This window comes from Sinomicrobium kalidii (genome assembly GCF_021183825.1).
In the GTDB taxonomy this organism is placed as follows: domain Bacteria; phylum Bacteroidota; class Bacteroidia; order Flavobacteriales; family Flavobacteriaceae; genus Sinomicrobium; species Sinomicrobium kalidii.
Map to the genome: position 1 here is coordinate 2,076,853 of NZ_CP089211.1, position 26,198 is coordinate 2,103,050.

General features: G+C 45.9%; 23 protein-coding genes and 1 pseudogene. 20 read left to right on the forward strand and 4 right to left on the reverse strand.

Annotated elements, in window-relative coordinates; genetic code table 11:
* The first annotated feature begins 319 nt into the window (after positions 1-319).
* From LS482_RS08270 to LS482_RS08290, 5 genes and pseudogenes are all read left to right on the forward strand, one after another.
* Entirely contained in the window at positions 320-1,108 is a 789-nt protein-coding gene (locus LS482_RS08270; RefSeq protein ID WP_233031307.1) for a hypothetical protein, read from the forward strand.
* Positions 1,109-1,606: 498 nt separating this feature from the next.
* Positions 1,607-1,861 (forward strand): annotated as a pseudogene (locus tag LS482_RS08275) (helix-turn-helix transcriptional regulator); the annotation flags it as partial.
* 123 nt (positions 1,862-1,984) lie between these two features.
* Positions 1,985-2,446, forward strand: a complete 462-nt coding sequence (locus tag LS482_RS08280; RefSeq protein WP_233031308.1) for an AraC family transcriptional regulator — start codon at positions 1,985-1,987, stop codon at positions 2,444-2,446.
* A gap of 223 nt (positions 2,447-2,669) precedes the next feature.
* Entirely contained in the window at positions 2,670-3,140 is a 471-nt protein-coding gene (locus LS482_RS08285) for a DUF1801 domain-containing protein (protein ID WP_233031309.1), read from the forward strand.
* A 394-nt stretch (positions 3,141-3,534) separates the two neighbouring features.
* Positions 3,535-5,409 (forward strand): M1 family metallopeptidase, encoded by a 1,875-nt coding sequence (locus LS482_RS08290; RefSeq protein WP_233031310.1) that lies wholly within the window; start codon positions 3,535-3,537, stop codon positions 5,407-5,409.
* Between the two features lie 23 nt (positions 5,410-5,432).
* Here the strand turns inward: LS482_RS08290 and LS482_RS08295 are convergent, their stop codons facing one another.
* On the reverse strand, positions 5,433-5,642 hold the full coding sequence (locus LS482_RS08295; protein WP_233031311.1) for a hypothetical protein: 210 nt from the start codon (positions 5,640-5,642) through the stop codon (positions 5,433-5,435).
* 452 nt (positions 5,643-6,094) lie between these two features.
* On the opposite strand from LS482_RS08295, the gene LS482_RS08300 reads away from it, so the two are divergent.
* The 3 genes from LS482_RS08300 (at position 6,095) to LS482_RS08310 (ending at position 9,525) form a co-directional block, all read left to right on the forward strand.
* Positions 6,095-6,841 carry a dienelactone hydrolase family protein gene (locus LS482_RS08300; RefSeq protein ID WP_233031312.1) on the forward strand — a complete coding sequence of 249 codons (747 nt, stop codon included), beginning with the start codon at positions 6,095-6,097 and terminating at the stop codon, positions 6,839-6,841.
* A 356-nt stretch (positions 6,842-7,197) separates the two neighbouring features.
* Entirely contained in the window at positions 7,198-8,724 is a 1,527-nt protein-coding gene (locus LS482_RS08305; RefSeq protein WP_233031313.1) for a carbon-nitrogen hydrolase family protein, read from the forward strand.
* 66 nt (positions 8,725-8,790) lie between these two features.
* A complete protein-coding gene (locus LS482_RS08310; RefSeq protein WP_233031314.1) occupies positions 8,791-9,525 on the forward strand; it encodes a sulfite exporter TauE/SafE family protein in 735 nt (244 codons plus the stop codon).
* A gap of 82 nt (positions 9,526-9,607) precedes the next feature.
* Here LS482_RS08310 and LS482_RS08315 read toward each other — a convergent pair whose 3' ends face one another.
* Entirely contained in the window at positions 9,608-10,891 is a 1,284-nt protein-coding gene (locus LS482_RS08315) for an APC family permease (RefSeq protein ID WP_233031315.1), read from the reverse strand.
* A gap of 306 nt (positions 10,892-11,197) precedes the next feature.
* Here LS482_RS08315 and LS482_RS08320 point away from each other — a divergent pair, with 306 nt between their 5' ends.
* From LS482_RS08320 to LS482_RS08375, 12 genes are all read left to right on the forward strand, one after another.
* Positions 11,198-11,389: a cold-shock protein gene (locus LS482_RS08320; protein WP_233031316.1), complete on the forward strand. Its 192-nt coding sequence runs from the start codon at positions 11,198-11,200 to the stop codon at positions 11,387-11,389.
* A 596-nt stretch (positions 11,390-11,985) separates the two neighbouring features.
* Positions 11,986-12,177, forward strand: coding sequence for a cold-shock protein (locus LS482_RS08325; protein ID WP_233031317.1), 192 nt, complete (start codon positions 11,986-11,988; stop codon positions 12,175-12,177).
* A 464-nt stretch (positions 12,178-12,641) separates the two neighbouring features.
* A complete protein-coding gene (locus LS482_RS08330) occupies positions 12,642-13,742 on the forward strand; it encodes a fatty acid desaturase family protein (RefSeq protein WP_233031318.1) in 1,101 nt (366 codons plus the stop codon).
* Between the two features lie 650 nt (positions 13,743-14,392).
* On the forward strand, positions 14,393-14,554 hold the full coding sequence (locus LS482_RS08335) for a hypothetical protein (RefSeq protein ID WP_233031319.1): 162 nt from the start codon (positions 14,393-14,395) through the stop codon (positions 14,552-14,554).
* Positions 14,551-15,057, forward strand: coding sequence for an SRPBCC family protein (locus tag LS482_RS08340; protein ID WP_233031320.1), 507 nt, complete (start codon positions 14,551-14,553; stop codon positions 15,055-15,057). Before LS482_RS08335 ends, LS482_RS08340 begins: the two co-directional genes overlap by 4 nt.
* Before the next feature lie 435 nt (positions 15,058-15,492).
* Positions 15,493-16,140 carry a hypothetical protein gene (locus tag LS482_RS08345; protein WP_233031321.1) on the forward strand — a complete coding sequence of 216 codons (648 nt, stop codon included), beginning with the start codon at positions 15,493-15,495 and terminating at the stop codon, positions 16,138-16,140.
* Positions 16,141-16,209: 69 nt separating this feature from the next.
* On the forward strand, positions 16,210-16,917 hold the full coding sequence (locus LS482_RS08350; RefSeq protein WP_233031322.1) for an SIMPL domain-containing protein: 708 nt from the start codon (positions 16,210-16,212) through the stop codon (positions 16,915-16,917).
* A gap of 9 nt (positions 16,918-16,926) precedes the next feature.
* Positions 16,927-17,580, forward strand: a complete 654-nt coding sequence (locus tag LS482_RS08355; RefSeq protein ID WP_233031323.1) for an alpha/beta hydrolase — start codon at positions 16,927-16,929, stop codon at positions 17,578-17,580.
* 7 nt (positions 17,581-17,587) lie between these two features.
* Positions 17,588-18,358: a molybdate ABC transporter substrate-binding protein gene (gene modA / locus LS482_RS08360; protein ID WP_233031324.1), complete on the forward strand. Its 771-nt coding sequence runs from the start codon at positions 17,588-17,590 to the stop codon at positions 18,356-18,358.
* Complete coding sequence (locus LS482_RS08365; protein WP_233031325.1) at positions 18,351-18,752, forward strand: TOBE domain-containing protein; 402 nt, start codon at positions 18,351-18,353, stop codon at positions 18,750-18,752. Before modA ends, LS482_RS08365 begins: the two co-directional genes overlap by 8 nt.
* Complete coding sequence (gene modB, locus LS482_RS08370; RefSeq protein ID WP_233031326.1) at positions 18,752-19,423, forward strand: molybdate ABC transporter permease subunit; 672 nt, start codon at positions 18,752-18,754, stop codon at positions 19,421-19,423. The genes LS482_RS08365 and modB overlap by 1 nt, the downstream gene beginning before the upstream one ends.
* Positions 19,420-20,292: an ABC transporter ATP-binding protein gene (locus tag LS482_RS08375; RefSeq protein WP_233031327.1), complete on the forward strand. Its 873-nt coding sequence runs from the start codon at positions 19,420-19,422 to the stop codon at positions 20,290-20,292. The genes modB and LS482_RS08375 overlap by 4 nt, the downstream gene beginning before the upstream one ends.
* A gap of 584 nt (positions 20,293-20,876) precedes the next feature.
* Here the strand turns inward: LS482_RS08375 and LS482_RS08380 are convergent.
* Both LS482_RS08380 and LS482_RS08385 read right to left on the reverse strand, forming a co-directional pair.
* Positions 20,877-22,418, reverse strand: coding sequence for a RagB/SusD family nutrient uptake outer membrane protein (locus tag LS482_RS08380; protein ID WP_233031328.1), 1,542 nt, complete (start codon positions 22,416-22,418; stop codon positions 20,877-20,879).
* Positions 22,419-22,422: 4 nt separating this feature from the next.
* Entirely contained in the window at positions 22,423-25,557 is a 3,135-nt protein-coding gene (locus LS482_RS08385) for a SusC/RagA family TonB-linked outer membrane protein (protein ID WP_233031329.1), read from the reverse strand.
* Positions 25,558-26,198 lie beyond the last annotated feature (641 nt).

Consider the following 26,198-nt stretch of genomic DNA (forward strand, 5'->3'; position numbering starts at 1 on the left):
TCAATTTCTCATCTGCCGAATTGGAAAAGATAATCGTTGACGGACTAAATTCCGGTATTTACGAAATGACAAGGAGCATTAAAAAACAAATAGATTTTCTCATAGTTGGTTCGTTTTAACATGAATAATGTTTAAGCTTTATGAATCAAAAGCATTTCAAAATTACAACTCTTGTTTGAAATTTTTAAAGGCGCCGTACTGAATCCTGCCGAAGTAAGGAAGCCATTTTGCTTATCCACTATTCACGTTAGTTTTAGTGAAACTATACAGTTTATTAACTCAAGGTATTAATATAAGGGATAAAATATAAACTTTCTTTTTGAAGAATATATTAAACATCATGGAGCTTCATTTATATAATATAGAGGATACTGAGGTTTATGACTTTTTGGATTTATGGAAAAACCAGGAACATACCGAAGGGATTTTAATAACGGGTAGTTATGCCACACAATGGCAAAATGAACAGTCTGACCTGGATATAAGAATTATTCTTGATGATAGCTGTGAACAAACCTTAAAGGGAGTTTACACCACTGAAAAAGCATTAAAAATATCCTACACCGCACGGTCTGTCGCCAATACTATACGGCTGTTCGGAGTTCAACATAAAAGCTCATTTAATTTTGAAGCCCGGAATATATGTATCGGCAAAATATTTTTTGAAAGAACAGATAAGGTTTCTTTCTTACAGGAAGAAAGTCAAAAAATCATAAACCGTCCATTTCCTGAAAAATCAAAAAATAAATTGCTGTCCGAGTTTAATTCCATAAACACCGAGTATACCAAACTGATGGGCATGAACACAGCTTCCCCTTTTTTTAAATTGGCTTATTTTTCTTTTTTGAACAATGTATTCCAATGTTATAGCATACATCTTAATTATGAACTTGTTTTCGACATCGCCAAATTTGAAGAGGTCTTTTTTAACAAGGATTACAGGGAGGTTAATATATATAAAGATTTCCCCGACAGTAAATTTTTAAAGGATTGGATTTCTGCAATTTCATCAAACGTAGAAAGTATGAAAAAAAATGCGCGGTATTTATACGACAATCTTTTAAAGGTCAGTGATCAAGACATAAGTGAATTTTTAATACAGATTTAAAGATAAATTAATGTTTAAATATAACATAATCATTAAATTTAATACTCATTGTTTAATTTAACGCCCAAATTTTATCATGAAAAAGTCTAAAAAGAAACTTCTCAAATTAGAAAAAAATGTGATCGCTAATTTCAAAGCTAATATGAATCGTGGGGGTGCATATACTCAAGATGGTGAACATACGTGCTATTACACCTGTGGAGATACATGCATCAGATGTGATTCAAGACCTGGTTGTAACACAAACCAGGAAAGCTGCCCTCCTGCGTGTTCTTAAAAATTGTTAGGTTTCGTAGAATTTTAACATCCACCACACTTTCACTCCGGGAATATATACTGCCGGAGGAAAACCCGGGAAGTGGACGAATACCACGGGAAAGAAGGATTCCGTATATTTGAGCATTAAGCAGCCTTCAAAAAATGTCCACCACCGGCAACTAGATACAAACAGCCTATAAAAACAGGATCAACAGGGTTTTTCAATATATCGATAATAACCTGGATAGTCCGCTGTCATTACATACGGTTGCAGAGGTTGCCTTTTTCTCACCCTTCCACTTTCACAGGGTATTTAAGTTTATTACCGGGGAAACCCTGAATGCCTATATAACCCGGCGGAGAATAGAAAAGTCGGCCCTGGACCTGCTACACGAAAATACGGGCATCACCGAAATATCGCTTAAATACGGGTTTAGCGACAATTCTTCATTTACAAGGACCTTTAAAAAATTTTACGGAATAAGCCCGACGGAATTCAGGAAACAAAACCCGAACAGGTTTAGCAAGATCCGTCAATTGCAAAGCAAGAATGGTCAAGCGTATCCCGGCCATGAAAAATACATTTGCGTCATTGATCATCTTAAAAACTGGATAAAAATGAACGCAAAAGTTGACATTAAGGAAATGCCCGAAACGGAGTTGGCCTATGTGCTGAGTATCGGGCCGCAAAACCTTGAAACCGCTTATCGTAAACTAGTGCAATGGGCCACACCCCGGGGATTGATGCATGAGCAGGCGAAAATGGTTACGATCTACCACGACAGCTTTAAAGTTACCGAAGCCCGCAAAATAAGAATGTATGCCTGCATTGCGTTGAACAAGCCTGTTGAAACGGAAGGGGAAATAGGGCTGACTTCCATTGAAAAGGGAAAATTTATTGTGGGAAGTTTTGAGATCGGACTCCACGAGTTTGAAAAGTCATGGACCGGGCTGTTTGTATGGATGAACGAAAACGGGTATAAAAAAGCCGACAGGAACCCTTTTGAGATCTATCACAACAATTTCAACAAACACCCCGAAAAGAAAGCCATTGTTGACTTTTACATACCGATTGAATAAATCACTCCGGACTGCAGGTCCGGAGGTTGGTTCAAAAAGGCAATGAAATTGCCATGTTGATCAGGTTACCGGGTTATTCAGGCAATACGCAATAACTCAAAAACCCAGTAACTTAACATCTTAATAACGTGAACTATAATTTTTTAGTACAACTAAAGTACTGCAATAAATATGGAATTTCTGACCGGGAACCCCCGGTCTTTTACTAACTTTAAAGCGCATCATGGAAAAAACGCACCGTCTTAATAAAATTCAGGAGGGAATGCCCGGAAAGTTAGTGCTGACATCGAATCCGAAGGTGGAAGAAGTATTCGCGGGGTATCCTGATTTTGTCCGGGATAAAATGCTTTTTTTGAGAGCGTTGGTCATTGAAACGGCCAAAGAAACGGAAAGCATTACCCGCCTGGAAGAAACATTGAAATGGGGCGAACCCGGCTTCGTAACCAAAAACGGAAGTACCCTGCGCATGGACTGGAAAGAAAAAGCGCCCGACCAATATGCGATGTATTTTCAATGCACAAGCCGCCTGGTGAATACGTTCAGGATCGTATTCGGACATACATTTCAATATGAAGGCAACCGGGCCATTGTATTTCGGTTGGAGCAGGATATTCCTGTTGAAGCCCTGAAAGCCTGTGTAAAAGCCTCCCTGACCTATCATAAAGTAAAACACCTGATAACCTTGGGAATCTGACCCGAAAACTGTTTTAAAGGAAAGTGATAAATACGCTCCCCGCCAATCCTTATTTTAAGCGCCGCGGAAACGAGGACCTCTCATAAAAAAGCGGTTGTAACGCACTATAATAAAAATGGGCTCCGGTTATAGACCGGCACGGAACAGGTAGAAGCCATATGTAACGCTGATAACTGTATCACAACCCTATAACGTATAATCGTATGGCCCGGAAGACCATTTTCTGAACTATCCTCTTTTTTATGGGGTTTCCACACCTGAATTTTATGAACGTATTTTTCTTTTGTATGTACACCGTGATGTATATTTGACAAACATACAGCTTTACCGGACTGTTTGTTGTCCGGTTTTTAGAAAAGGAACTAACAATATCCATTAAAAATTCACACGCAGCATGTTTCGAAAATCACTATTTACCTTGTTATTGGTGTTTGTAACCGTAGTACAGGCACAGGAACTCTACCTCCCGCGCGATGTAAAAAAAGCCTATGAAAACCAGACCCGCAGCAAAGACGGGAAACCCGGGCCCGATTACTGGCAGAACGAAGGAGTATATACTATAGATGTAACCGTAAACCCGCCGGACCGGAAGGTCACCGGGAAAGAGACCATCGTGTATACCAACCACAGCCCCGACACCTTAAAAAGCCTGAACTTTAAACTCTTCCTCAACCAGCATAAGCCCGGCGCGGCGCGTTTGGGGCAGGTTCCGGAAGACTACCTCACCTCCGGCATGCATATCGATGCCTATACCGAAAACGGCGTGGCGCGGGAATGGACCGAAAAAAACGACGGTACCGACAAAATGATAGAGTTGGCCACCCCGCTGGCCCCGAATGCCAGCGTTACCCTGGGGATTGACTGGCATTTTGACGTATCCGTACAAAGCGGAAGAGAAGGCGCCATTGATGAAACCACTTTCTTCCTGGCCTATTTCTTCCCGAGGGTAGCCGTGTATGACGATTACCGCGGATGGGATACCACCACCTTTAACGGGGCGCAGGAGTTCTACAACGATTTTAACGATTATACCTTTTCGGTCACTGTGCCTGCCAACTATATCGTATGGGCCACGGGAGACCTGCAAAACCCGGACGAGGTATTGCAGCCGCATTACGCCGGGCTCCTGGAGCAATCCATGACCTCGGACGAGGTGGTGCATATCGCTACCAAAGAAGACCTGGAAGGCCAAAAGATAACAAAACAAAACCCCGCCAATACCTGGAAATGGAAAGCGGAGAACATTACGGATATCGCCATTGCCGTCAGCGACCATTACCTGTGGGATGCCGGCAGTGTGGTGGTAGATAAGACCACGGGGCGCCGTGCCAGTGTGCAGGCGGCCTATGACGAACCTTCGGAAGACTTTAAGGAAATGGTGAACTACGGCAAGCACGCGATGGACTGGTTTTCCAACAACTATCCCGGTGTGCCCTACCCCTACTCCAAATCGACCATTGTTCGCGGTTTTGCCGATATGGAATACCCGATGATGGTCAACGACAGTTCGTTCCCGGAGGCGGAATTTGCCCGTTTTGTGGTAGAGCACGAGATCGCGCATACTTATTTTCCGTTCTACATGGGCATTAACGAAACCCGTTTCGGCTTTATGGACGAAGGCTGGGCCACTACCCTGGAATACCTGATCGGTATCCATGACCTGGGCAAAGAAAAGGCCACGGAAAACTTTAAGCAGTTCCGGGTAAGCAAATGGGCCAACAATGCCAATATGGAATATGACCTGCCCGTGATTACGCCCCTCAACGCGTTGAACGGCGTAGCCATAAGGGCCAATGCCTACGGAAAAGCGGCCATCGGGTACCTGGCCATGAAGGAATACCTGGGCGATGCCGAATTCGGCAAAGCCCTGAAAGGCTATATGGCCCGCTGGAACGGCAAACACCCCATGCCCTGGGATTTCTTCTATTCGTTCAACGATATTACAGGCAAAGACCTCAACTGGTTCTGGGACCGCTGGTACTTCGGCAATAATTATATAGATATTGCCGTAACCGACGCCTCCTACAAAAGAAATACCCTGGCCGTAACCCTTGAAAACAGGGGCGGTATGCCGGCTCCCGTAACCATTGTGCTAACGGATAAAGACGGGAAAACACAGGAATTCCGCCAAACCCCGGCCATCTGGGAAGCCAACCCGGACAAGGCAGTGGTCAGGCTGAAAAATGTAAAGAACATTACCGGTATCAGCCTGGAAGGCGGTATTTTTATGGATGCCGATACCTCCAACGATACTTTTGAGATCAGGTAACCGGAATAAACACCAACAGGCCCTCATTCGAACTCAGCAGAAATGAGGGCCTGTTGTAAACAAGCGTTTGCGGTGTGCCATAAAAAGAGAATTATAAGGGCCCGAAACGGATTTCCTTTAAGCTGCTCTGTATTCGGATCAGTAAGCAGCCTGCGAACCGTGGGATCGTCTCCGTTCAGGAAAAGATATTCCCTGCCTTCCAGTATCTGCTTCAGCAGTGTCGTTTTTCCCACTTGCCTCGGTCCGACCAGGAATATGGCTTCCCCTTTCCAAAACGTTTTTCTATACGATCTTTAAGCGTTCTTTTTATCATATTAATATTTGTATTCACCAATTGTTCCATTTATAGGGATTATTCGTCACGTTGAAAACTTCCCTGTCCCCCTTGATGGCGCCTGTCTTTTTAGTAATAAAACGGGGAATTGTGTATATTTGGGTGTTGTCCCCAAGCCATACACAATACCATTCAACAGAACTATGAACTTTTAAACAAAATATTTCCCGGGGCCAGGCATATTATCCTGTACGGAGCTGTCCTGGCCTTTCTCGTCTTTGTTCCGAAATGGTTGCAATGGAAGTTTCTTATTGTCGATAATTCGCTAGACATTACTTCTCTCCGGCCCGGTCCGTTTTTTAACGGTTTTAATTTCCGGCCGCAGGCATTTTGGAGTATATTTACAGTACCATGATAAAATTACTTATACCTTTATTTTCTGCACTGATGTTAACACATGTAAGCAATGCACAACATTTAAACCCCGTTTCTTATAAAGACGGGGCTCAACAATTAAACGGACTGGTAACCTCCAATACAGGGAAAAACCTGCCGGGGGTTTTAATTCTGCCTGCCTGGAAAGGGATTGACGAAGAGGCAAAAACAGCAGCCCTGGCCCTTGAAAAGCAAGGATATATTGCTTTTATAGCCGACATTTACGGCGAGGGAAATATCCCCGCCGACAATACATCGGCATCTAAATCGTCCGGGTATTACAAAACCAATTATGAGGCCTATCAACACCGTATTTCGTTAGCCCTGGACCAGTTGAAAAAAGCCGGGGCCGATACGGGTAAAATCGCCGTGATCGGGTACTGTTTCGGAGGGACCGGTGCTTTGGAAGTGATGAGGGCGGGGTTCCCCGTACAGGGCGTGGTGAGTATTCACGGGGGGTTAGGCAAGGATAAAAATCGCCCCAACGGAGAGATCACAACCAAGGTTCTCATAGAAAACCCGGCGGATGACAAAGGGGTAACCCCCGAAATATACGACGCCCTGGTAAAAGAACTAAATGACGGAAATGCCGACTGGCAGATCATTACCTATGGTAACAGCGGTCATACCTTTACCAATCCGAAATCTGCCGAATACAACGAAATCATGGCAAAAAGAGCCTGGCAGCATACCCTGATGTTCCTGGAAGAGTTGCTGAATTAAACAACTGATACCGTATCCGTTAGCGGCTAACATTTATAGCAACTAAAACAACATATGCTTGATTTATTTTAGTTGATAATCAGTTATTCGGTTTAATGCGGCGAGAAACCCCTCAACTGTACTCAGGGCAGGCTAAAGCCGACACCTCTTTTCAGGGATCATTCAAATCAAAACCCTCTCGCCTTTGTTTATCCCGGGCGCAACAGGCGGTCTTTTTTATCAAAAAAATAAACATGCTATCATAGCCGGTCCATATGAATAAGGGCAAAAGCATAAGGCACCCGTACCGGATGGACTTTTATTCGTAAATTAATCCCCGTAAAAAATTCCGAACAGCACATTTACCACAATACCGCATGCACAGCGAAACCGATAAAATAGAATTGCAATACCTGAAACCCGAAGACTACCCGGAGATCAGGGAAGCCATGGTATCGGCCTACCGTACCATGCCGGACGATTACTGGACCGAACGCCAGTTAAAAACCCTGCTGGGCAAATTTCCGAAAGGTCAGGTGGTTATCAGGGTCAACGGCCGGATCGCGGGCTGTGCATTGACCATTATCGTGGATTACGACAATTTTGAGGCCAACCATACTTTTAATGAGATCACCGGCAACAGCTCCTTTGATACGCATACGGACAACGGCGATATGCTTTATGGCATAGACGTGTTTATTAAACCGGAATTCCGGGGACTCCGCCTGGGCAGGAGGCTGTATGATTACCGCAAGGAACTCTGTGAAAAACTGAACCTCAAGGGCATTGCATTTGGCGGAAGAATTCCGAATTACCACAAATATTCCGACACCCTGACCCCCAGGGAATACATTGAAAAAGTACGGAAAAAGGAGATTCACGATCCCGTGCTGAATTTCCAGATGTCCAACGATTTTCACCCCACCCGGATCCTCAAGGGCTACCTGGACGGTGATAAAGCCTCCGAAGAATTTGCCGTTTTACTGGAATGGGACAATATCTATTACGAAAAGCCGACCCGGAAAGCCACAACCAAAAAAAGCGTGGTCCGCCTGGGCCTGATACAGTGGCAGATGCGGCCTTATAAAAACGTGGCCTCTTTACTCCAGCAGGCCGAATATTTTATAGATACCCTGTCGGGATACCGGGCGGATTTTGCACTTTTCCCCGAGTTTTTCAATGCTCCTTTAATGGCCGAGTACAACCATCTTTCGGAACCCGAAGCCATCCGAAAACTGGCCGGGCACACCGACAATATCATCCGGGAATTCTCAAAACTCTCCATATCGCACAACATCAACATCGTGGCCGGCAGTATGCCCGAGCTAAAAGACGGAAACCTGTATAATGTAGGTTATTTGTGTAAAAGGGACGGTGGTATAGAACGCTATGAAAAAATACACGTTACCCCGGACGAGGTAAAAGTATGGGGCATGCAGGGCGGAAATAAGCTTAAGGTTTTTGATACCGACTGCGGCAAGATCAGCGTCCTGATATGCTATGATGCCGAATTCCCCGAACTGAGCCGTTTGCTGGCCGATGAAGGTATGGACATCCTCTTTGTACCGTTTCTCACCGACACCCAGAACGGTTATTCCAGGGTAAGGCTCTGCGCCCAGGCCAGGGCCATAGAGAACGAATGTTACGTGGCCATTGCCGGCAGTGTGGGCAACCTGCCCAATGTGCATAATATGGACATACAGTTTGCGCAGTCCATGGTTTTTACACCCTGTGATTTTGCCTTTCCTACTAACGGTATCAAAGCCGAAGCCACTCCAAATACCGAAATGATATTACTGGCCGATGTAGATTTGGGCCTCCTGCGGGAACTTCACGAATTCGGCAGCGTAAAAAACCTGAAAGACCGGCGAACGGATATTTTTGAATTGCGAAGGAAAAGTTAAACCGCTCCAATCTATTCCCACCATATTTTGAATCGTCTCCAAACCAGCCTATCTTAGCGGGCCGCAATGGATATTACCACTTTTTATATACTGACCATTTTCTTTATTGCCACCCTGGTGCGTTCTACTTTCGGTTTTGGCGAATCGCTGGTGGCCGTACCATTGCTTATACTCCTTATTCCCCTGGATATTGCCGTACCCCTTTCGGTATTGGTATCCATAACCGTCGCTTCGGTGATCGTGGTACAGGACAGGAAACAAATACACCTGAACAGCGCTAAATGGCTTATCGTTTTTGCTGTTTTGGGGATACCCATAGGGTTGTTCCTGCTTATTTACGGCAACGGGACCCTGGTAAAAAGCGGCCTCGGTATTTTTCTTATTCTCTATGCCCTGTATTCCATGGTTTCCACCCGGAAATTCCGCCTGGCTTCCGATAATAAGGGATGGCTTTTTATTTGTGGTTTTTTGTCGGGCGTATTCGGCGGTGCCTACGGCATCAACGGGCCTCCCCTCGTGGTATACGGCAATATGCGCAACTGGACGGCCAAACATTTCAGGGCCACACTGCAGGCCTATTTTCTGCCGGCCGGTGCCGTGGGTATGCTGGGCTATTGGTACAAAGGGCTTTGGAGCCCGGCCGTAACCCATTACTTTTTTATAGCGCTCCCTGCCGTGATCCCGGCCATTTTTATAGGAAGGTCCCTGAACCGCAAACTAAGCCACGGCGCTTTTTTAAACTACATTTATTCCGGGTTGATAGGGATTGGCCTGCTGTTGCTTTACCAGTCTTTAAGGTAACAGGAGAGAGCCGGTTTGCAACAGTGTTTGCTTAAACACAATAGGAAACAAAACACGTATGCATCTATAAAAAAGCCGCTTTTTACACTTTTTTATGTGCTTCTCTCCTTTTAAATACCCATTCCGATACAAAGCAAAACCCGATAAGGCCTGCGGATATAAGCACTCCCGTCAGGTTAGTGCGGTACTGTTGACGTACCAGGATCACCAGGGCCATGATACACAAAACGAAACCCGCAAGGGGGAGCCACCTGTTTCCGTTAATCTGCCCGGCAAGTTTAAAGCCTGTAAAGTTTACCATGGCAAAAATCAGTAAGAAGCCCACGCTGCCGGCCGTGGAAATACTCTCCAGGTCCAGCACATTGACCAGGATCAGGGTAACCATGGCGGTAATCATTAGCCCTACCGGCTGGTTCCATAACCGTGCCAGGAAATGATGGGGCAATTCGTCTTCTTCGGCAATTTCAAAATTAACCCGGCTCCCCCCGTACAGGGAGGCATTGATGGCAGAAAACGTGGAGATCAGTGCTGCAATGGTAATCACGGTAAAACCCGTTTTGCCCAGCATGGGTTTGGCTGCTTCGGCCAATACGTAATCCTGTGCATCCGCTATTTTATCAAAAGGAAGTGACCCGACCGTGACCAGTGCAATGACAATATACAATACGATCACAAAAATAACGGAGTAGTAATAGGCTTTGGCTATATTTTTTTCCGGGCGGATAATATCCGGCGCCGCATTGGCTATGAGCTCAAACCCCTCATAAGCCACAAAGATCACCATACCACCGGCAAACAGCTTTACCGGGGCCTCCCAATGCGCTACGGCCAGCTGGCCGGTATTGGGGTTGCCGATGAGCCCGTAAGCACCAATACCGATAAACCCGATAAGAATAACCAGCTTAATGATCACGGCATACGATTCTATCTTGCTTACCACCGCAATGCTGTAATAATTGACGGCGGTTGCCAGAATAATAATAGCACTTACATAAATATGAAAATCTACGGTTTTGTTATGGGTGATCTCCAGCAAATTGGGCGCGTAAGCACCAAAAGCGGAAGCATACAGCGACAGCATGATAATATAACTTACCCACAGCAGGTTGCTCATGGCACCGCTGAAAACGGAAATGCCAAACCCCTGGTTGATAAACTTTACGGTACCGCCCCGGTCCGGAAAAGACCCGGATAGCTTTACGTAGCTGTAAGATGTGATCAGCGCCAGGACTCCTGCAAACAAAAAGGCGACGGGAGTTCCTCCTTTAGCCAGGGAGACCGCCAGCCCGAGAACAGCGAAAATACCGCCGCCAACCATTCCCCCTATCCCGATGGAAATGGCATCTTTAAGTTGTATTTTTTTCATGCTTTACGGATGTTTAAAAGCGGGACCAACAAGTTAAGCATAAAATAACGGATCAGATCGATTAAATCATTACTCTTTTTTCCTGCTAAAAAACAGAAAAAAGGACACATCCGGCTATTATACCGGCAACAATACCGTGAAAGAACAAAAAATATTCCCACACGCATATTGTTCCTTTTTTGAGGCCCGGGGCGACTTCACGAGCTATTTGGCACAGTCACAACATATTAAAAAAAATAAATAAATATGTTAAATTGGAAGAAATACAAATAATTAAATTACCTTTGTTCCAATAAATTTTTAAAAATGAATAAAGGAACAGTAAAATTTTTCAATGACGCCAAAGGTTTTGGCTTCATAACACCCGAAGATGGTGGAGAAGATGTATTTGTACATGCATCAGGATTAAACGAGAACATCCGTGAGAACGACGAAGTTACTTACGATGTAGAACGTGGCCAGAAAGGCCTTAATGCAGTAAATGTTACAGCGATATAATTTGTCCTTGTCATATTATTGTCTGGCCGCTCCATAACACGGAGCGGCTTTTTTTATGCCCGCTCGGGTTTTCCGGCATTCCTGTACAAACATAAGGATCAGGATCAAAAGTTGTAGCTATTGTTGGGGTTCTGACGTAAGACAGCAGGACATAAGAGGTATGACTTGCAATTTATGAAATGGTTCCTTTTTGTTACAGGGTGGTATTGGCCTCGATTGAGGCTCATTTATTGCAGCCCTTGAGTAGTGTAAAAAATTATAGTTTGTATATTGAGGTAACAGGTTAATACAAACTAACGATGAGTTATGGAGTTCATGCGTGATACCTAACTAACTGAATAACTAAAGCACAATTTCATAGCCTGCCAAAACCGTTTTGTACCTTTCAGTACATAGATTCTGTGTTAACCTGCAACATTCAGCCAAAAAACATTCATGTATCCGCGGCAAAACCACAACGGGAAACCGGCAACGTACAATCCCCTTTCATTTCTGCATAGTCCGCAACATTTGCGGTATGATCCCAATTTAACCGTTTAAAAACACTGAAATACAAATAATTAAATTACCTTTGAGGGTAATAAATTTTTTCTAAAATGGATAAAGGAACAGTAAAATTTTTTAACGAATCCAGGGGTTATGGATTCATTACCCCCGATGACGGCGGAAAGGACGTATATGTGCATACATCCGGACTGAACAGCCACATCCGTGACAACGACAAAGTTACGTATAGTGTGGAACAGGGCCAGAAAGGTCCTAATGCAGTAAATGTTACAGCGATATAAATAATCCTTACATATTATTGTCAGGGCCGCTCCTTTCGGGGCGGTCTTTTTTTGCACATCTCTTCCTGCTTAACGGCCGGGGCTCCGGCATCCCTTTTTAACCTTCATCATCGCATCTTCTTAAATATAACATTTTATTAAGGTTTGATATTAGGAATAGAAAAGGATTAGGCGTATCTTTATTCCAAATTTAAAATATAGTTCAGCGGTCTTCATTTTTAGTGTTTCCGAATCTTTTCATGAATACTTTCCTTTTCTGTGTTTTACACAATAATAAGTACACTAAACATTTTACAAGCTGAATTTAAAAGATCGTATGCAGAAGGCAGGTGAAGTTCCTTATTTCGCAATAAGGATTGCAGGACGAAGCAAGTATTTAATTCCTCTACTTTTTCCCAAAAATTTCCGTCTTTCGATAAACAGTGAAAAGCTAAAAACGGGCCGCGGCTTAAAAATATTATATTATGAATACCCTTAGATTCTCGGCAAACAAGCGTTCCGATTTCTCCAAAACATTGAGAAGCCGGGTAAATGCTTATTTTAAGACCCATAACATCAGTAAACATGCCAATAAAAGTATGGTTGGCAAAACAGTTTTTATGCTTTTTGTCTTCTTTACTCCCTTGGTGCTCATCAACACCGGCATTATCCAACATGCACTGCTGCTGTTTGTCCTCTATGTGATCAGCGGTCTGGGTATGGCGGGGATTGGAATGGGTATTATGCACGATGCCATTCACGGGTCCTATTCCAAACACCGTAAAGTGAACAAATACCTGGGGTATACTATGAACCTTATCGGGGCCAATGCCACCGTGTGGAAAATACAGCACAATGTGCTGCACCATACCTATACCAACATTCAGCAGGCAGACGACGATATCAACGTACCGTTTTTCCTGCGTTTTTCGCCGCATGCCCGGAAGCACTGGGTTCAAAAATTTCAACATATCTATGTGTGGTTCTTTTACAGCATTTCAACCCTGCTGTGGATAACGGTCAAGGATTTTGTAAGGCTCCGCCGGTATAAAAAGATGGGATTCCTGCATAAAAAAGGCGAATACAAAAAAGAGCTCTTTAAGCTTATTGGCTGGAAACTGCTGTATTACTCCTATGCCCTGGCGCTGCCACTTATAATAGTTCCTTTAGCCCCCTGGATAATTATACTCGCTTTTTTAACAATGCACCTGGTTACCGGCCTGTGTATAAGCAGTGTCTTCCAGGTAGCCCATATCATGCCTTCCACCAAATATCCGCAGGCCGACAGCCATGGGATCATCAAAAACGACTGGTACCTGCACCAACTGGCCACTACCAGTAATTTCGCACCCCGGAGCCGGTTCTTTTCCTGGCTGATCGGAGGGCTTAATTACCAGGTGGAACATCATTTGCTCCCCAATGTGTGTCATATTCACTACAGGAAAATCTCACATATCGTCATGGAAACGGCGCAGGAATACGACCTCCCCTATCACATGAAAAGGACCTTTGTTGCCGCCATTGCCGATCACGTACGGATGTTGCGACAACTCGGGAAAACAGAAATGACACCCGTTTCCTCCTGACCCCATTATCCGCACTCAAAGCGCAGATAATGCGATCATATCAATATGTAAACAGCTTTTTATAAACTTGCTCCTATGCCATAGGAGCAAGTCTTGTTTTAAAAAAACCGGAAAGTACGGGGGGCTGCCTTATGTAACGTGAATAATGGATAAGTTGTCCAGGGCAAAAGCATTGTAAAAGTTTAAGTTCTGTTTTGAGTTTTTAAAAGCTCCTCCCTTCAGACGAAGGGAGGTGGCACGACTTTAGTCATGACGGAGGGTTTGAAATCCCAAACCATTGGATAAACATAAGTGTTTGGGTGTAACTCCCAGGGCTTGGGCTGGTCAGACTCCCTATCCTGCACAGCAGGACATCCCTACTTCGACAAGCCAAAGTAAGGGAGCCTTTTTTCTTATCCATTATTCACGTTATTCACTTTTTCAACTCCCTCTATAACAACAAAATGACACACCGGGAATACGGCCCGTAGTTAAACAGCTTGTTCCGCATCAATCGTTACCCCTCGCCAAAAAAACGAAAAAAACATTTTGAGAAACCAAAAGGTTGCATATATTTGCAACTCAACGGTTGCTTATTTGAATTCAGGAATGATGAAACGCGATGTATTCCAGGCCATTTCAAAACACATTAAATACTCAACGAATGCGAAATGCCGGAACAGGAAAAGACAGGCCGGGAAATTCACTACCAGCTCAAGATCGACAAGATAAAAGAAATCGATACCTGGCAGGAACAGTTCCGCAACATACGGGAAGACCGTTTCAGTCAGCTTGACGACGTATTATCCAACATTAAAAACAAATCGAAATGAAAAACAGTTTAGCAATGGATTTTTCCGTAGACCGGGAAAACAGTACCGTAAGGGTAAAAAGAGAATTTTCCGCCCCGAAAGACGATGTCTGGGCTGCCTGGACCGAACCGGAGATCCTCGACCAATGGTGGGCCCCGAGGCCCTGGAAATCAAAGACCAAAAAAATGGAGTTCAAGGTTGGCGGACGAAGGTTGTATGCCATGCTGGGACCGGAAGGCGAAGAACACTGGGCGGTAGCCGACTACACCTCGATCACCCCGAAAACCAACTTCAAATACCGCGATGCCTTTTGCGACAGCGAGGGGAACATAGATACCGGGCATTTTCTGCATTCGGACTGGAGTTTGGATTTTACGGCCCGAAACGGGACCACCGTGGTGGATATTACCATAAAACACCAAAGCCTGGCCGACCTGGAAAAGGTCATAGAAGTAGGCTTTAAAGAAGGATTTACAACAGCTATGGAAGGCCTGGACGAAATTTTTGCCTCACGGGAAAAGTAAATTATTAAATTTCATCTGTTATTTCCCTTTCTGTCCTTTTTCAGTATCTGCCGGGGATGTGATGGCAAAACGCCTCCATTCCCGGCTGTTAATACCCCGCGACAAAATAAAACCAATAAGGCAGCCGGGTATCTTTTCCCAAAATGCCCTCACTTTATGCCCCTGTTAAAAAACCTGATGTTCTTTAATGCAAACGGTATACATTCCTGGAAAAATTTTATTTACAGCTTAAAAACGGAACGGATATTGATAAAATGAAGGGAATCCAAATTTCTTTATGCTTATGAAAACACTTCCCTGTACCTGCTTTTTTCATTCTCCTTTAGAAATACTGTTTAAACCAGATGTGGTTTATCCCTCGATTGGAAAAATTTTGAAAGCCCGTATAAAAGCAATAAATATATTTCGGAGCATTAAAGATAATTTCTCCACGAAATGAAATATATATTTCCCCTTATAATCGCGATTTTGTCCTTAACTGGCTGTCACAAAAAACAAACCACTCCGGAATATGAGCAGGAAGTAATGCACGAAGTGTTCCCGGAACTGATAGACTCCTTATACCCTAAACCATATCCACATATCCCTCCGCCGCCTCCCATACCTGAAGCGGATTCGGCCCAAATTGCCGAAGCACTTACCAAATATAAAACATTCAAGGCCAAGCTAAAGTCAGGTACTATAAAACATATCGTCGCTATCATTGATTCCGCTTACACCCTTGAAGCAACGAACTCGACCGAACTTACCAAACACTTTGCAACGCTGAACTTAAGCCCCGATACTACGGACCTCTCTTCGGCATACAAAATTGATATCGACAAACTAAAGAATAACCGAAACCTTCTTTTTAAATACCGTTCCGAACTCCCGGAATATAATAAGTGGAAATCTACATCTCCTTTTATACCGAAAGAAATTATCGGGTTTTCCAGGATTCGGTTCGATACTACAAAATCTTATGGTGTTTTCCTTTGTGATCTATATTGCGGAAAATTATGTGCACAGGGAATGAGGGTCTTTATCCAAAAAGTAAGGGGCCGATGGGTTATTCACGGAACAGAAGTCATATATATTTCATGAAAAACATATGATTTTATTCAGAAACAATCCGATAAAAAAGTATTTTAGTTAAAAGAAAAGTCGAGCCGTATGAAAACATGCTACTTCATTTTGTTCTTTCTGGCCACAATATGTACCGGATTTTCCCAAACCAAAAATTTTATTGACCAGCCTTTTATAGAAACCATAGCCAAAGCAGACACTGCGGTAACCCCGGACAGGATTTATCTCCTCATCACCATCGCGGAAAACGACGCCAGGGGAAAACGGTCTGTGGAAGAGCTGGAAACAGAGATGACCGATAAACTGAAGTCTCTGGATATAAACCCGGAAACCCAACTCACTTTGTCCGACCTGTCCAGTGGTTTCAGCAATCATTTTCTCCGCAAACAGGATATCTACAAAACCAAAAACTATGAACTCCTGGTTTACGACGCACGTACCGCCGGCCTGGTTATTGTTGCCCTGGAAGAAACCGGGATATCCAATATTTCCCTCGGTAAGGTTGAATATTCCGAAATGGAATCGTTAAAACTCCAACTGAGAAGCAGTGCCGTAGAAAGGGCAAAATTACAGGCAGAAGCAATGACAAGGCCATTGGGACAATCTGTCGGAAAAGCCATTTTCATATCAGATACCAATACCAGGATCATTGATGTCCTTCAGGGACGCATAGTCGGAGTTCAATCAACCGGTCTCGAAATGCAAAGAACGGAGACAACATACACCCCGACCCCTATAGACTTCGGTAAGATCAGGGTAGAAAGCGAATTACAGGTTAAATTTGCACTGGATTAAAGATCTATAATGAAAAAATTAACCTGTATAACTGCCATTGGCTTCATCTTTTGCCTTGTTTTCCCGGCTTCCGGACAAAAGGTCGAAGACCGTTTTATCTTTTTCCTGCACAACCGCTTCCTCGAAACACACCACCCGGACGAAGCACACCCCGAATACGGCCGTACGGAATATGCCGAAATTGTAAATGAATTTAAAAACAACGGTTTCAGGGTGATCAGCGAAATACGACGGAGAAACGTAAACGCCCGGGACTATGCCCTGCAAGTCACCGGGCAGATCGACAGTCTGCTGAAAGAAGGTATCAACCCCAAACATATCACGGTCATCGGAACTTCCAAAGGCGGGTATATTGCCCAGTACATTTCCACTTTTATGCAAAATCCCGATCTGAACTTCGTTTTTATAGCCTGTTTCCGGGAAAGCGACATGCAAAACATCCCGGAAATCAGTTACTGCGGAAACATCCTCACCATTTATGAAAAGACCGACCCGTTCGGCGTATCCGCCATAAGACGAAAAGAGGCTTCACGTTGCGAAATTCCGTATTTCAGGGAAATCGAACTGAACACCGGGATGAAACACGGATTTTTGTTCAAACCCCTCAAAGCATGGATGAAACCCGCCATGCAATGGGCTAAAGGAAATTATGTCCCGGGTTAAAACAGAAATGACCACAATGAACCTGAAAAAGAACATTCTTCTATGTTTTTCCTGTATGGTGTTGCTGACTGCGTGTCAACCTTCCGAGAAAAACCGAATTACAGTGGCCACGGCGGCCAACATGCAGTTTGCCATGAAAGCCCTGGCCAAAGATTTTTCCGAAAAAACCGGGATTGCATGCGAACTGGTCATCGGTTCATCGGGCAAACTTACGGCACAGATCCGCGAAGGTGCTCCTTACGACGTTTTTGTAGCCGCCGATATGAAATATCCCGAGGCCGTATATCGCGACGGCCTGGCGTTGTTCCCCCCGAAAATTTATGCCCGCGGAAAGCTGGTGTTATGGGCTGCCGGAGAAATCACACCTTCCACAGACCGGCTCACTGCCCCGGAAACAACACATATTGCTTTGGCCAATCCCAAAAACGCCCCTTACGGAACGGCTGCTGTGGAGATACTGAAACATTACAGTCTTTGGAATAAGGTAAAAGACAAAGTGGTCTACGGGGAAAGTATTGCGCAAACCAATCACTTTATCACTTCCGGGGCCGCCGGGGTGGGTTTTACGGCCATGTCCGTGGTCTTGTCACCCGAAATGCAGGGCAAAGGAAAATGGGCGGAAATCGATCCGGAAAGCTATACTCCCATTGCCCAGGGTGTTGTTGTCATCCGGCGTGAAAATACCGATACCCTTAATGCAGAGCGGTTTTACGATTATCTTTTTTCACCGGAGGCCCGGGAGGTTCTGAAAGATTTCGGATATTTGGTAAATGAATAGTTTTTCGGGACATATCACCGATATTCGTACCAGCGACGCATTGTCCGTGGTAACGGTAAGTGTAGATACCGCTGTTACTTTTAAGGCCATTGTTATCGACAACCCCGAAACCGCACCTTACTTATCGGAAGGCCATGCCGTTCACGTACTGTTCAAAGAAACCGAAGTGGTGATCGCCACGGGAAAAGATCCTGCGGTAAGCCTGCAAAACCGGGTAAAAGGAACCATTTCGGCCATAGATAAAGGCCTGTTGCTAAGCAGGATCGTTATACATACTCCCATTGGCGAGCTCGTTTCGGTGATAAGCACCAATGCGGTCGATGCACTGGGATTAACGGAGAACAAAAACGTAATTGCCATGATAAAGTTAAACGAAGTAGCCCTGGCCCCGTAATGGAATGGGGACCGATCATATTGACGCTGAAACTCGCTGCGGTCACTACGGTAATCCTCTTTTGCCTGGCCATTCCCCTGGCCTATTGGCTTTCGCATACCAGGTCCGGGCTAAAGCCCATAGTGGAAACCCTGGTGAGTATGCCTCTCGTGCTCCCGCCCACCGTTCTGGGCTTTTACATGCTGCTGGCCTTCAGCCCCGGGAATGCCTTCGGAAACTGGCTCGACGAATGGCTGGGCATACGGCTGGTCTTTTCCTTTGCGGGACTGGTACTGGCTTCCGTTTTATACAGCCTGCCCTTTATGGTACACCCCATACAGTCCGGCTTGTCTTCCCTGCCCCGTTCACTGTCGGAAGCCGCCCGGGTGATGGGAAAATCGAAGTGGACAACCCTGCGGAAAGTGCTGCTGCCCAATATCCGGCCTTCACTGCTTACGGGCATTGTACTGACTTTTGCCCATACTATAGGTGAATTCGGGGTGGTACTGATGATAGGCGGCAATATTTCAGGGAAGACCAAAGTAGCTTCCATAGCCATCTATGATGAAGTAGAGGCCCTGAATTACGGGGCGGCCAACGGTTATTCCCTGGTGTTGCTGGCACTTTCCTTTATTACCCTGCTGGTGGTTTACCTCGTAAACGGCGGTTACTTAAAGCGTTTTTCCCTATGATCGAACTCAATATCCACAAAACACTGCAGGCTGCACAGGGCCCTATGCAATTGCACCTCGAATTTACGGTGGAAAAAGGACAACTGGTTACGCTTTACGGCGAATCGGGGGCCGGAAAAACCTCAACCCTGCAGATGCTCAGCGGCTTAATGCAACCCGATAACGGCCGGATTTCCGTAAACGGGACGACCTGGTTTGACAAAGGCCGTAACATCAACCTCAGACCGCAACGGCGAAACATCGGCTATGTATTCCAGGACTACGCACTTTTCCCCCATATGACCATACGGCGAAACCTGGAATTTGCCCTGGACAAAAAACAGGACAAAAATATTGTGGACGACCTGATAAACACCGTTGAACTCGGGGAACTGCAACACCGCAGACCCGACACCCTCTCCGGGGGGCAAAAACAACGGGTGGCGCTGGCCCGGGCCCTGGTCCGGCAACCGGGAGTATTACTGCTGGACGAACCGTTGTCTGCCCTGGACAACACTATGCGGCAAAAGTTACAGCAGCACATCCTGGAAGCACATCAAAAATACGGGCTGACCACCATTCTCATCAGCCATGATATCGGGGAGATACTGAAACTCTCGGACAAGGTTTACGAAATACAAAACGGGAACATTATACGGCAAGGAACGCCTTCCGATATGTTCGGACTGGGGAAAACCAGTGCCAAATTCCGCTTTACGGGCGAGGTAATCCGCATACAAAAGGAAGACGTGGTGTACGTGGTTACCATACGTATCGGCAACGATGTGGTAAAGGTAGTTGCGGACCCATCGGAAACCGACGGCTTACAGCCCGGCGATAAAGTTGCCGTAGCCTCAAAAGCCTTTAACCCCGTACTGCAAAAAATCTGATCTCTTTCCGGAAACCAAGCCATGAAATTGCGTTTTGGTTATCGGGTTATTAAGTGATTCGGTTACTTGGGCATCACGCATTAATTTAACGTAAACAACGGATAAGAAAAAAGGCTCCTCCTCTTGAGGGACAGGGGGTTTGAGATGTATAACGCTTAAGCATTATTCACGTTAATTTAATAATTCAGCAAAATTATAAAGTTTATAGAAACTAAAATTATCGTATTGGGATTACAGGAAACCATGCCCAAATGTTGTGGACCATGTAAAAAATATTCTAACCTGTTAATGTGAAAATAAAAAGGTGTTATACGTTGCAGGTTGCAAGTTAACATATCTGAAATCCACTTTACTCCACAACTTTGTATCTTGATCCATTGCAGGGGTTTAAACCAAAAGCTGAAACCAATAAAAAGCCACCCGGGAGACACCAAATGCTTCCCGGATGGCCGTACACATCAAAATTCACTTAAAACCAAACTATTATACGGTTTTTAGCCGTCCGGTTATTGAGTTATTACTTACCGGTGTGCCCAATAATTCAATAAATGATAATGACATATTTTTTTCCTGTGGTTCTTTACCTAATATCCCGGATTCTGTTCCAGGTTGGGGTTCACATCGATCTGTTCCTGCGGTATGGGCATCAGGTCCTTGCCTTCGGGGATATCGATCCCGAATTTATCCTGAATATAACCGGTGTGTTCCCCCGATCTCCGCAATACGAACCACAGGGAGAATTCACCTGCCAGTTCGTGGCGGTATTCGTTGAGTATATTGTCCATCATAGCACCGGCAGGTTCCGAAGTGAGGTTGGCGCGGTTTCTTACCTGCATCAGGTATTCCATCGCCCTCGCGTCATTTCCGGTACGGTGATAACATTCGGCCAGGCTTAAAAGTACCTGCCCGTACCGCAGGAAAATAAGGTTTTGTCCGCCGAAAATATTGGGCCCGGACCAGCCGTCCACTTTCGGGTTCCGCCATAATTTCACCCCGTAATAGCCTTCCCTGTTCGGGGCCCCGTCGGTTCCCAGCCAGGGTTCTTCTTCGGTGCCCAGTGTGTTGATCCCCCCGAAGTTCTCCTGTACGTTGGGATAGTCGGAAATATTGATCTCGGGATCGGGGTGCTCGTCCCCCGGACCTATCACGGTAGCGTATTTTCTTTCGTCACCTGCTTCGAACGAGTTATAAAGGGCCTCGGTAGGTACGGCATATCCCCCGCCGTTCCCTATTTCGTTAGGCATGGTAAACGACTGGATAAAGGTCACATTATCGTTCCTTCCCCAGCCCAGGTCACCGGATTCGTCATATAACTGGACTTCAAAAATAGATTCCTTCCCGTTCTGGTTGCTGTGCGCATGCACATTGAGAAAATCTTCTTCCAGGGTATAATGTCCTTCCAGGGCTTCATAGGCCGTTATGGCGTTCTCATATTCACCCAGCCACATATAGGCATTGCCGAGATAGGCATATGCAGCCCCTTTGGTGATACGCCCCGTATCTTCGGCAGCGTATTCCCAGGGCAGGTCGGGAATGGCGCTTTCCATATCCGCCACGATCTGCCTGAACACCTCTTCCTGGGTATTTCTGGGAGCCTTCGGGTCTTCTATTTGTTCGGCCGATTTCAATACGAGGGGTACCCCTCCGAAATCCGAAGCCAGCAACGTATAGAGCACCCCTCTTAAAGCCGTGGATTCGGCAATTAACCTGCGTCCGTAAGCTTCTTCTATTTTCCCGTCCCCGATCATCAGGTCGATATTGTAAATGGCATTATTGACCCGGCCGATCCCCTTGTAATTCTGTGTCCACATGGCATTCAGCGCCCCGAAGGTAACCGGGATCTGGAAAGTCTGGAAAAAGGTATCCGCACCGATGTTCAGAAAATCCTGGGCCAGAAAATTGGCCGGGTAAAATATGGCCTTGGTCAGGTATTCCACCGGACCGCCCTGAAACGTATCATAGACACTCGTCACTACGGCAGCGGCCGTTTCCGGATCGTCAAATACGATCTCACTGTTTATCCCGTCATATCTTTCATCCATAAGATGGTCGTCAGAACAGCCGCTCAAAGCAAATAACATTACGGCAGCCGTCATTTTCACTATATTGAGATTTTGTAGTTTCATCTGCTTAAAATTTTAGATTAACACCCACTGTAAACGTCCTTGCAGAAGGATAAGCCCCGAAATCCACACCCCTGGACTGTATGCCCCCGTTACCGTCTATATCGGCAACTTCACCGATCTCCGGGTCCAGTCCGCTGTACCCGGTAATGGTAAACAGGTTTTGTGCACTCAGGTATACCTTGGCGGTATTGAGCCCCAGGAAATCCAGTTTATCCATGGGAAAATTATAGGCCAGTTGAATATTCCGCAATCTCAGGTACGAACCGTCTTCCACAAAGTGATCGGAAACGCGGTTGTTCTTGTTCACGTCTTCCACCACCGCCCGTGCGTATTTATCGGAAGGATTTTCGGGCGTCCACCGGTTTTCGTAGTATTTCCTGCTGACATTGGAATAGGCATTTTCCAGGCCGTATCCGCCGGCAGTTTCCAGTTCGACCCTTACGAAATTCAGGATATCGTTTCCGTACGAACCGTAGAAAGACAAGCCGAGCTCAAAGTTCTTATACGACCCGTTAAAATTCAGTCCCCCGTAAAAATCGGGAAAAGGGGAACCGATGACTTCCCGGTCTTCGGCAGTGATCTGGTTATCCCCGTTCAGGTCCCGGAACCTCCGGTCGCCCGGTGCTACGGGGCTTGTTCCCGTAGATTCCTGGTAAACGCCGTCGGGAGCCGCCTGGTTAAGTGCATCGATTTCTTCCTGTGACTGGAAAATACCGTCGGCGCGATAGCCGTAGAACGTACCTACGTTCCCGCCTACGTACGACCGTGTGAAACCAAGCCAGTTATCCACGAAATCGGGCACGAAATTAGTCGGGAAACGTATAAAGTCCTGACTATCGGTCAACGCTGTAATTTCATTCTGTATGGTAGTAAAGTTTACAGATACATCCCATTTAAAATCGCCTTCGCTTTTCCTGTACCCGAGCAACAGTTCCAGTCCGCGGTTCACTACATTCCCCGCATTTACCGCCCTGCTATCAAAACCGTTCTGGGAAGGTATGGTCTCGTTCAGCAGGAAGTCCTTGGCCGATTTGTCGAAATAATCGGCCGTAAAATAGAGGCGCCTGTCGAGAAATTCCACATCCAGCCCGATGTTGGTCTGTACCTGTGATTCCCATACCAGGTTGGGATTGGCCAGCGTTTCCGGGGCAAGACCGGCTACGGGTCCTCCCCCGAAAATATAGCCTGAATCGTCATTAGAACTGCCGCCGGTATATGTGGTCAGATACTGGAAGGGGGATATGCCCTGACTGTTCCCGGTCTCCCCCCAGCTCGCACGGAGTTTCAGCAGGTCAAAGCCGGAATTCTCCATAAAGCTTTCCCTGTCGATATTCCAGCCTACGGCAACAGACGGGAAAGTTCCGTAAAGATTGTCTTCGGCAAACTTGTCGCCCACACCGTCCCGCCTTACGGTCCCGGTAATACTGTAGCGCCCTTTATAAGAATAGTTCACACGTGCAAACGTACTGGCAAAGGTAGAAGTCCCCCAGGTACCGGACCTTTCGGTGACCTCATCGGCTGCTGCCAGGTCCCTGATGGAGTTGTTGAGGAAGCCTCTTGCCGCTACATATACGTTTTTGTATTTATTTCGCTGGGTAGAGGCCCCGAGCAGGACTTCCAGGTGATGGTCTTCGTTAAAATTCTTCTTGTATTCCAGCAGACCTTCTGCAATATATTCGTTAGCGGTATTTTGATCTATGGTATAAAGTGCGGTCGGATTATTGTCATTGCTTCCGCGATCGTATTTGGGCTGGAATGACCACCCTGCGTAGTTCTGTGTCCTGAAGCCGAACTTCCCGGTAGCCTTGAAACCGTCCAGGAACGAATAGTCCACGGCAAAATTTCCCATCAGGTTATTCAGGCCGTTGTCATTGTCGTTCTGTTTGGCAGCGGCCAATACATTATTGCTGGTAGACAACAGGGAACTATCGGTAAAGGCCCCGTAATTCCCGTTACCGTCAAACGGTACGTTGGTCCCCGTCCAGTCGGACAGGTAGGGGGCATTGGTGTACAGCTTGGTAAACCCGTAATAGCCCTGAGACAGGTTCTGAAAAGTCTCGGAATAGGCGTATTTAAGGTCGCCCCGTACCGAAAGCTGATCGGATACCTTGTAATCTGCGTTTAATCCTACGTTATACCTTTTGTTGGAAGAACTGATGATGACCCCTTTTTCGTCGATCATCCCCACACTGAGCGCGGCACGGGCTTTCTCCCCGCCGCCGCGTATGCTGACGTTATGCCCCTGCCTGAACCCGGTACGGAACGCGTAGTCCTGCCAGTTTACATCGGTGAGGTTTTGCGGGTCTCTCCATTCGTCCAGTATGCCTTTTCCCTGCGATTCTCCCATTTGAAGGGCAAAACCGGCAAAGGTCCGTGCGTCGAGCATTTCTATTTCTTTGGGTTTGGCCTGTGTCCCCACCCAGGAATCTACGGAAATGCTTACCTTATCCTTTTCCCCGCGCTTCGTTTCGATAATCACCACCCCGGCATTGGCACGTACACCGTAGATCGCCGCGGCCGACGCATCTTTTAATACCGATATGGACTTGATATCGTTGACATTGAGAAAGGAAATGTCCTGCGTGGGAAAACCGTCCACTACGTATAGCGGCTGGTTATTACCGAAAGACCCTACACCGCGGATATTTACGGAAACAGAAGAACCCGGGCTCCCGGAATTCTGTGTAATCTGCACCCCGGCGGTCTTTCCCTGCAGGGCCTGGTCTACAGAGGTGGCCGGGAACTTCTCGATATCTTCGCTCGATACCGATCCCACCGCTCCGGTGAGGTCCCGTTTGGTAGAGCTCCCGTAAGCAATGACCACCACTTCGTCCAGGTTACTCACGGCATCTTTGAGCGTCATGTCAATAGTGGTCTGTGAACCGACGGCCACCGTACGGGTTTCCATGCCGATATAGCTGAACACCAGGCGGTCTTCGGGGGAAACGTCCTCTATCGTATAATTACCGTCAAAATCGGTAACCACTCCCCTGGACGTATTTTCCACCACTACGTTCACCCCCGGAAGGGGGGTACCGTTCGTATCGCTGACCGTACCGGTAATGGTCCCGGTCTGCGCGTGAGCCAGATGAATGGCAAACATGAATACGAGATACAAAGCAAATTTTAGTTTTGTCATATTTGTTGCGTGTTGGTTAAACAGTGCGTGTTGGTTAAACAGATTGATTAATAAAAAGCATGCCCTGCCCCGAATACATTAAGCATTTGGGAATCAACAAAAAGCAGGTTTTGTCTTTATGGGTTTTCGCTCCGGAAAATTCGGATGAGTCAAAAGTAAATAATAGCGAAAGAGGGATTTAATACTATTTTGTCAAAATATTGTATAATTTTTTTTCTTAATGTTAATTATCGGGGCTTCATATTTCAGCATAGCCAATATGAGGTGTCTTTAACATTTGGTTGGGGAGTCCCGGAGTTTAGGAGGACGTAAATAATGGATAAAAAAACTCCCCTTTTCATCCCGATTGTCCCGATATCCATCGGGATCAAGGGAGGAGCCTTTTAAAAATTTCAAACAAGGGTTGTAATTTTGAAATGCTTTTCATCCAGAAAGCTTGAACATTATTCACGTTAAGAGTTCCGGAGGGTATGTTTCTCAACGCTTAAAACCATAACGGGTAAGTGTTTTTATGGTCCCGGTGGCTCGGGATGGGGGATGGCAATCTTATCAGGCTGGTGGCATACCACTAATGCCATGCGCATAACCTGCCGGGAGACTGCAGCGCTTCACTACAATGACGGGTTAGAGGAGTTCCCTAC

Bases quoted from the DNA above. Each gene is read 5' to 3' on its own strand.
- LS482_RS08280 (WP_233031308.1), top strand. From the start codon at position 1,985: ATGAACGCAAAAGTTGACATTAAGGAAATGCCCGAAACGGAGTTGGCC.
- LS482_RS08285 (WP_233031309.1), top strand. From the start codon at position 2,670: ATGGAAAAAACGCACCGTCTTAATAAAATTCAGGAGGGAATGCCCGGA.
- LS482_RS08290 (WP_233031310.1), top strand. From the start codon at position 3,535: ATGTTTCGAAAATCACTATTTACCTTGTTATTGGTGTTTGTAACCGTA.
- LS482_RS08300 (WP_233031312.1), top strand. From the start codon at position 6,095: ATGATAAAATTACTTATACCTTTATTTTCTGCACTGATGTTAACACAT.
- LS482_RS08305 (WP_233031313.1), top strand. From the start codon at position 7,198: ATGCACAGCGAAACCGATAAAATAGAATTGCAATACCTGAAACCCGAA.
- LS482_RS08310 (WP_233031314.1), top strand. From the start codon at position 8,791: ATGGATATTACCACTTTTTATATACTGACCATTTTCTTTATTGCCACC.
- LS482_RS08315 (WP_233031315.1), bottom strand. From the start codon at position 10,891: ATGAAAAAAATACAACTTAAAGATGCCATTTCCATCGGGATAGGGGGA.
- LS482_RS08320 (WP_233031316.1), top strand. From the start codon at position 11,198: ATGAATAAAGGAACAGTAAAATTTTTCAATGACGCCAAAGGTTTTGGC.
- LS482_RS08325 (WP_233031317.1), top strand. From the start codon at position 11,986: ATGGATAAAGGAACAGTAAAATTTTTTAACGAATCCAGGGGTTATGGA.
- LS482_RS08330 (WP_233031318.1), top strand. From the start codon at position 12,642: ATGAATACCCTTAGATTCTCGGCAAACAAGCGTTCCGATTTCTCCAAA.
- LS482_RS08335 (WP_233031319.1), top strand. From the start codon at position 14,393: ATGCCGGAACAGGAAAAGACAGGCCGGGAAATTCACTACCAGCTCAAG.
- LS482_RS08340 (WP_233031320.1), top strand. From the start codon at position 14,551: ATGAAAAACAGTTTAGCAATGGATTTTTCCGTAGACCGGGAAAACAGT.
- LS482_RS08345 (WP_233031321.1), top strand. From the start codon at position 15,493: ATGAAATATATATTTCCCCTTATAATCGCGATTTTGTCCTTAACTGGC.
- LS482_RS08350 (WP_233031322.1), top strand. From the start codon at position 16,210: ATGAAAACATGCTACTTCATTTTGTTCTTTCTGGCCACAATATGTACC.
- LS482_RS08355 (WP_233031323.1), top strand. From the start codon at position 16,927: ATGAAAAAATTAACCTGTATAACTGCCATTGGCTTCATCTTTTGCCTT.
- modA (WP_233031324.1), top strand. From the start codon at position 17,588: ATGACCACAATGAACCTGAAAAAGAACATTCTTCTATGTTTTTCCTGT.
- LS482_RS08365 (WP_233031325.1), top strand. From the start codon at position 18,351: ATGAATAGTTTTTCGGGACATATCACCGATATTCGTACCAGCGACGCA.
- modB (WP_233031326.1), top strand. From the start codon at position 18,752: ATGGAATGGGGACCGATCATATTGACGCTGAAACTCGCTGCGGTCACT.
- LS482_RS08375 (WP_233031327.1), top strand. From the start codon at position 19,420: ATGATCGAACTCAATATCCACAAAACACTGCAGGCTGCACAGGGCCCT.
- LS482_RS08380 (WP_233031328.1), bottom strand. From the start codon at position 22,418: ATGAAACTACAAAATCTCAATATAGTGAAAATGACGGCTGCCGTAATG.
- LS482_RS08385 (WP_233031329.1), bottom strand. From the start codon at position 25,557: ATGACAAAACTAAAATTTGCTTTGTATCTCGTATTCATGTTTGCCATT.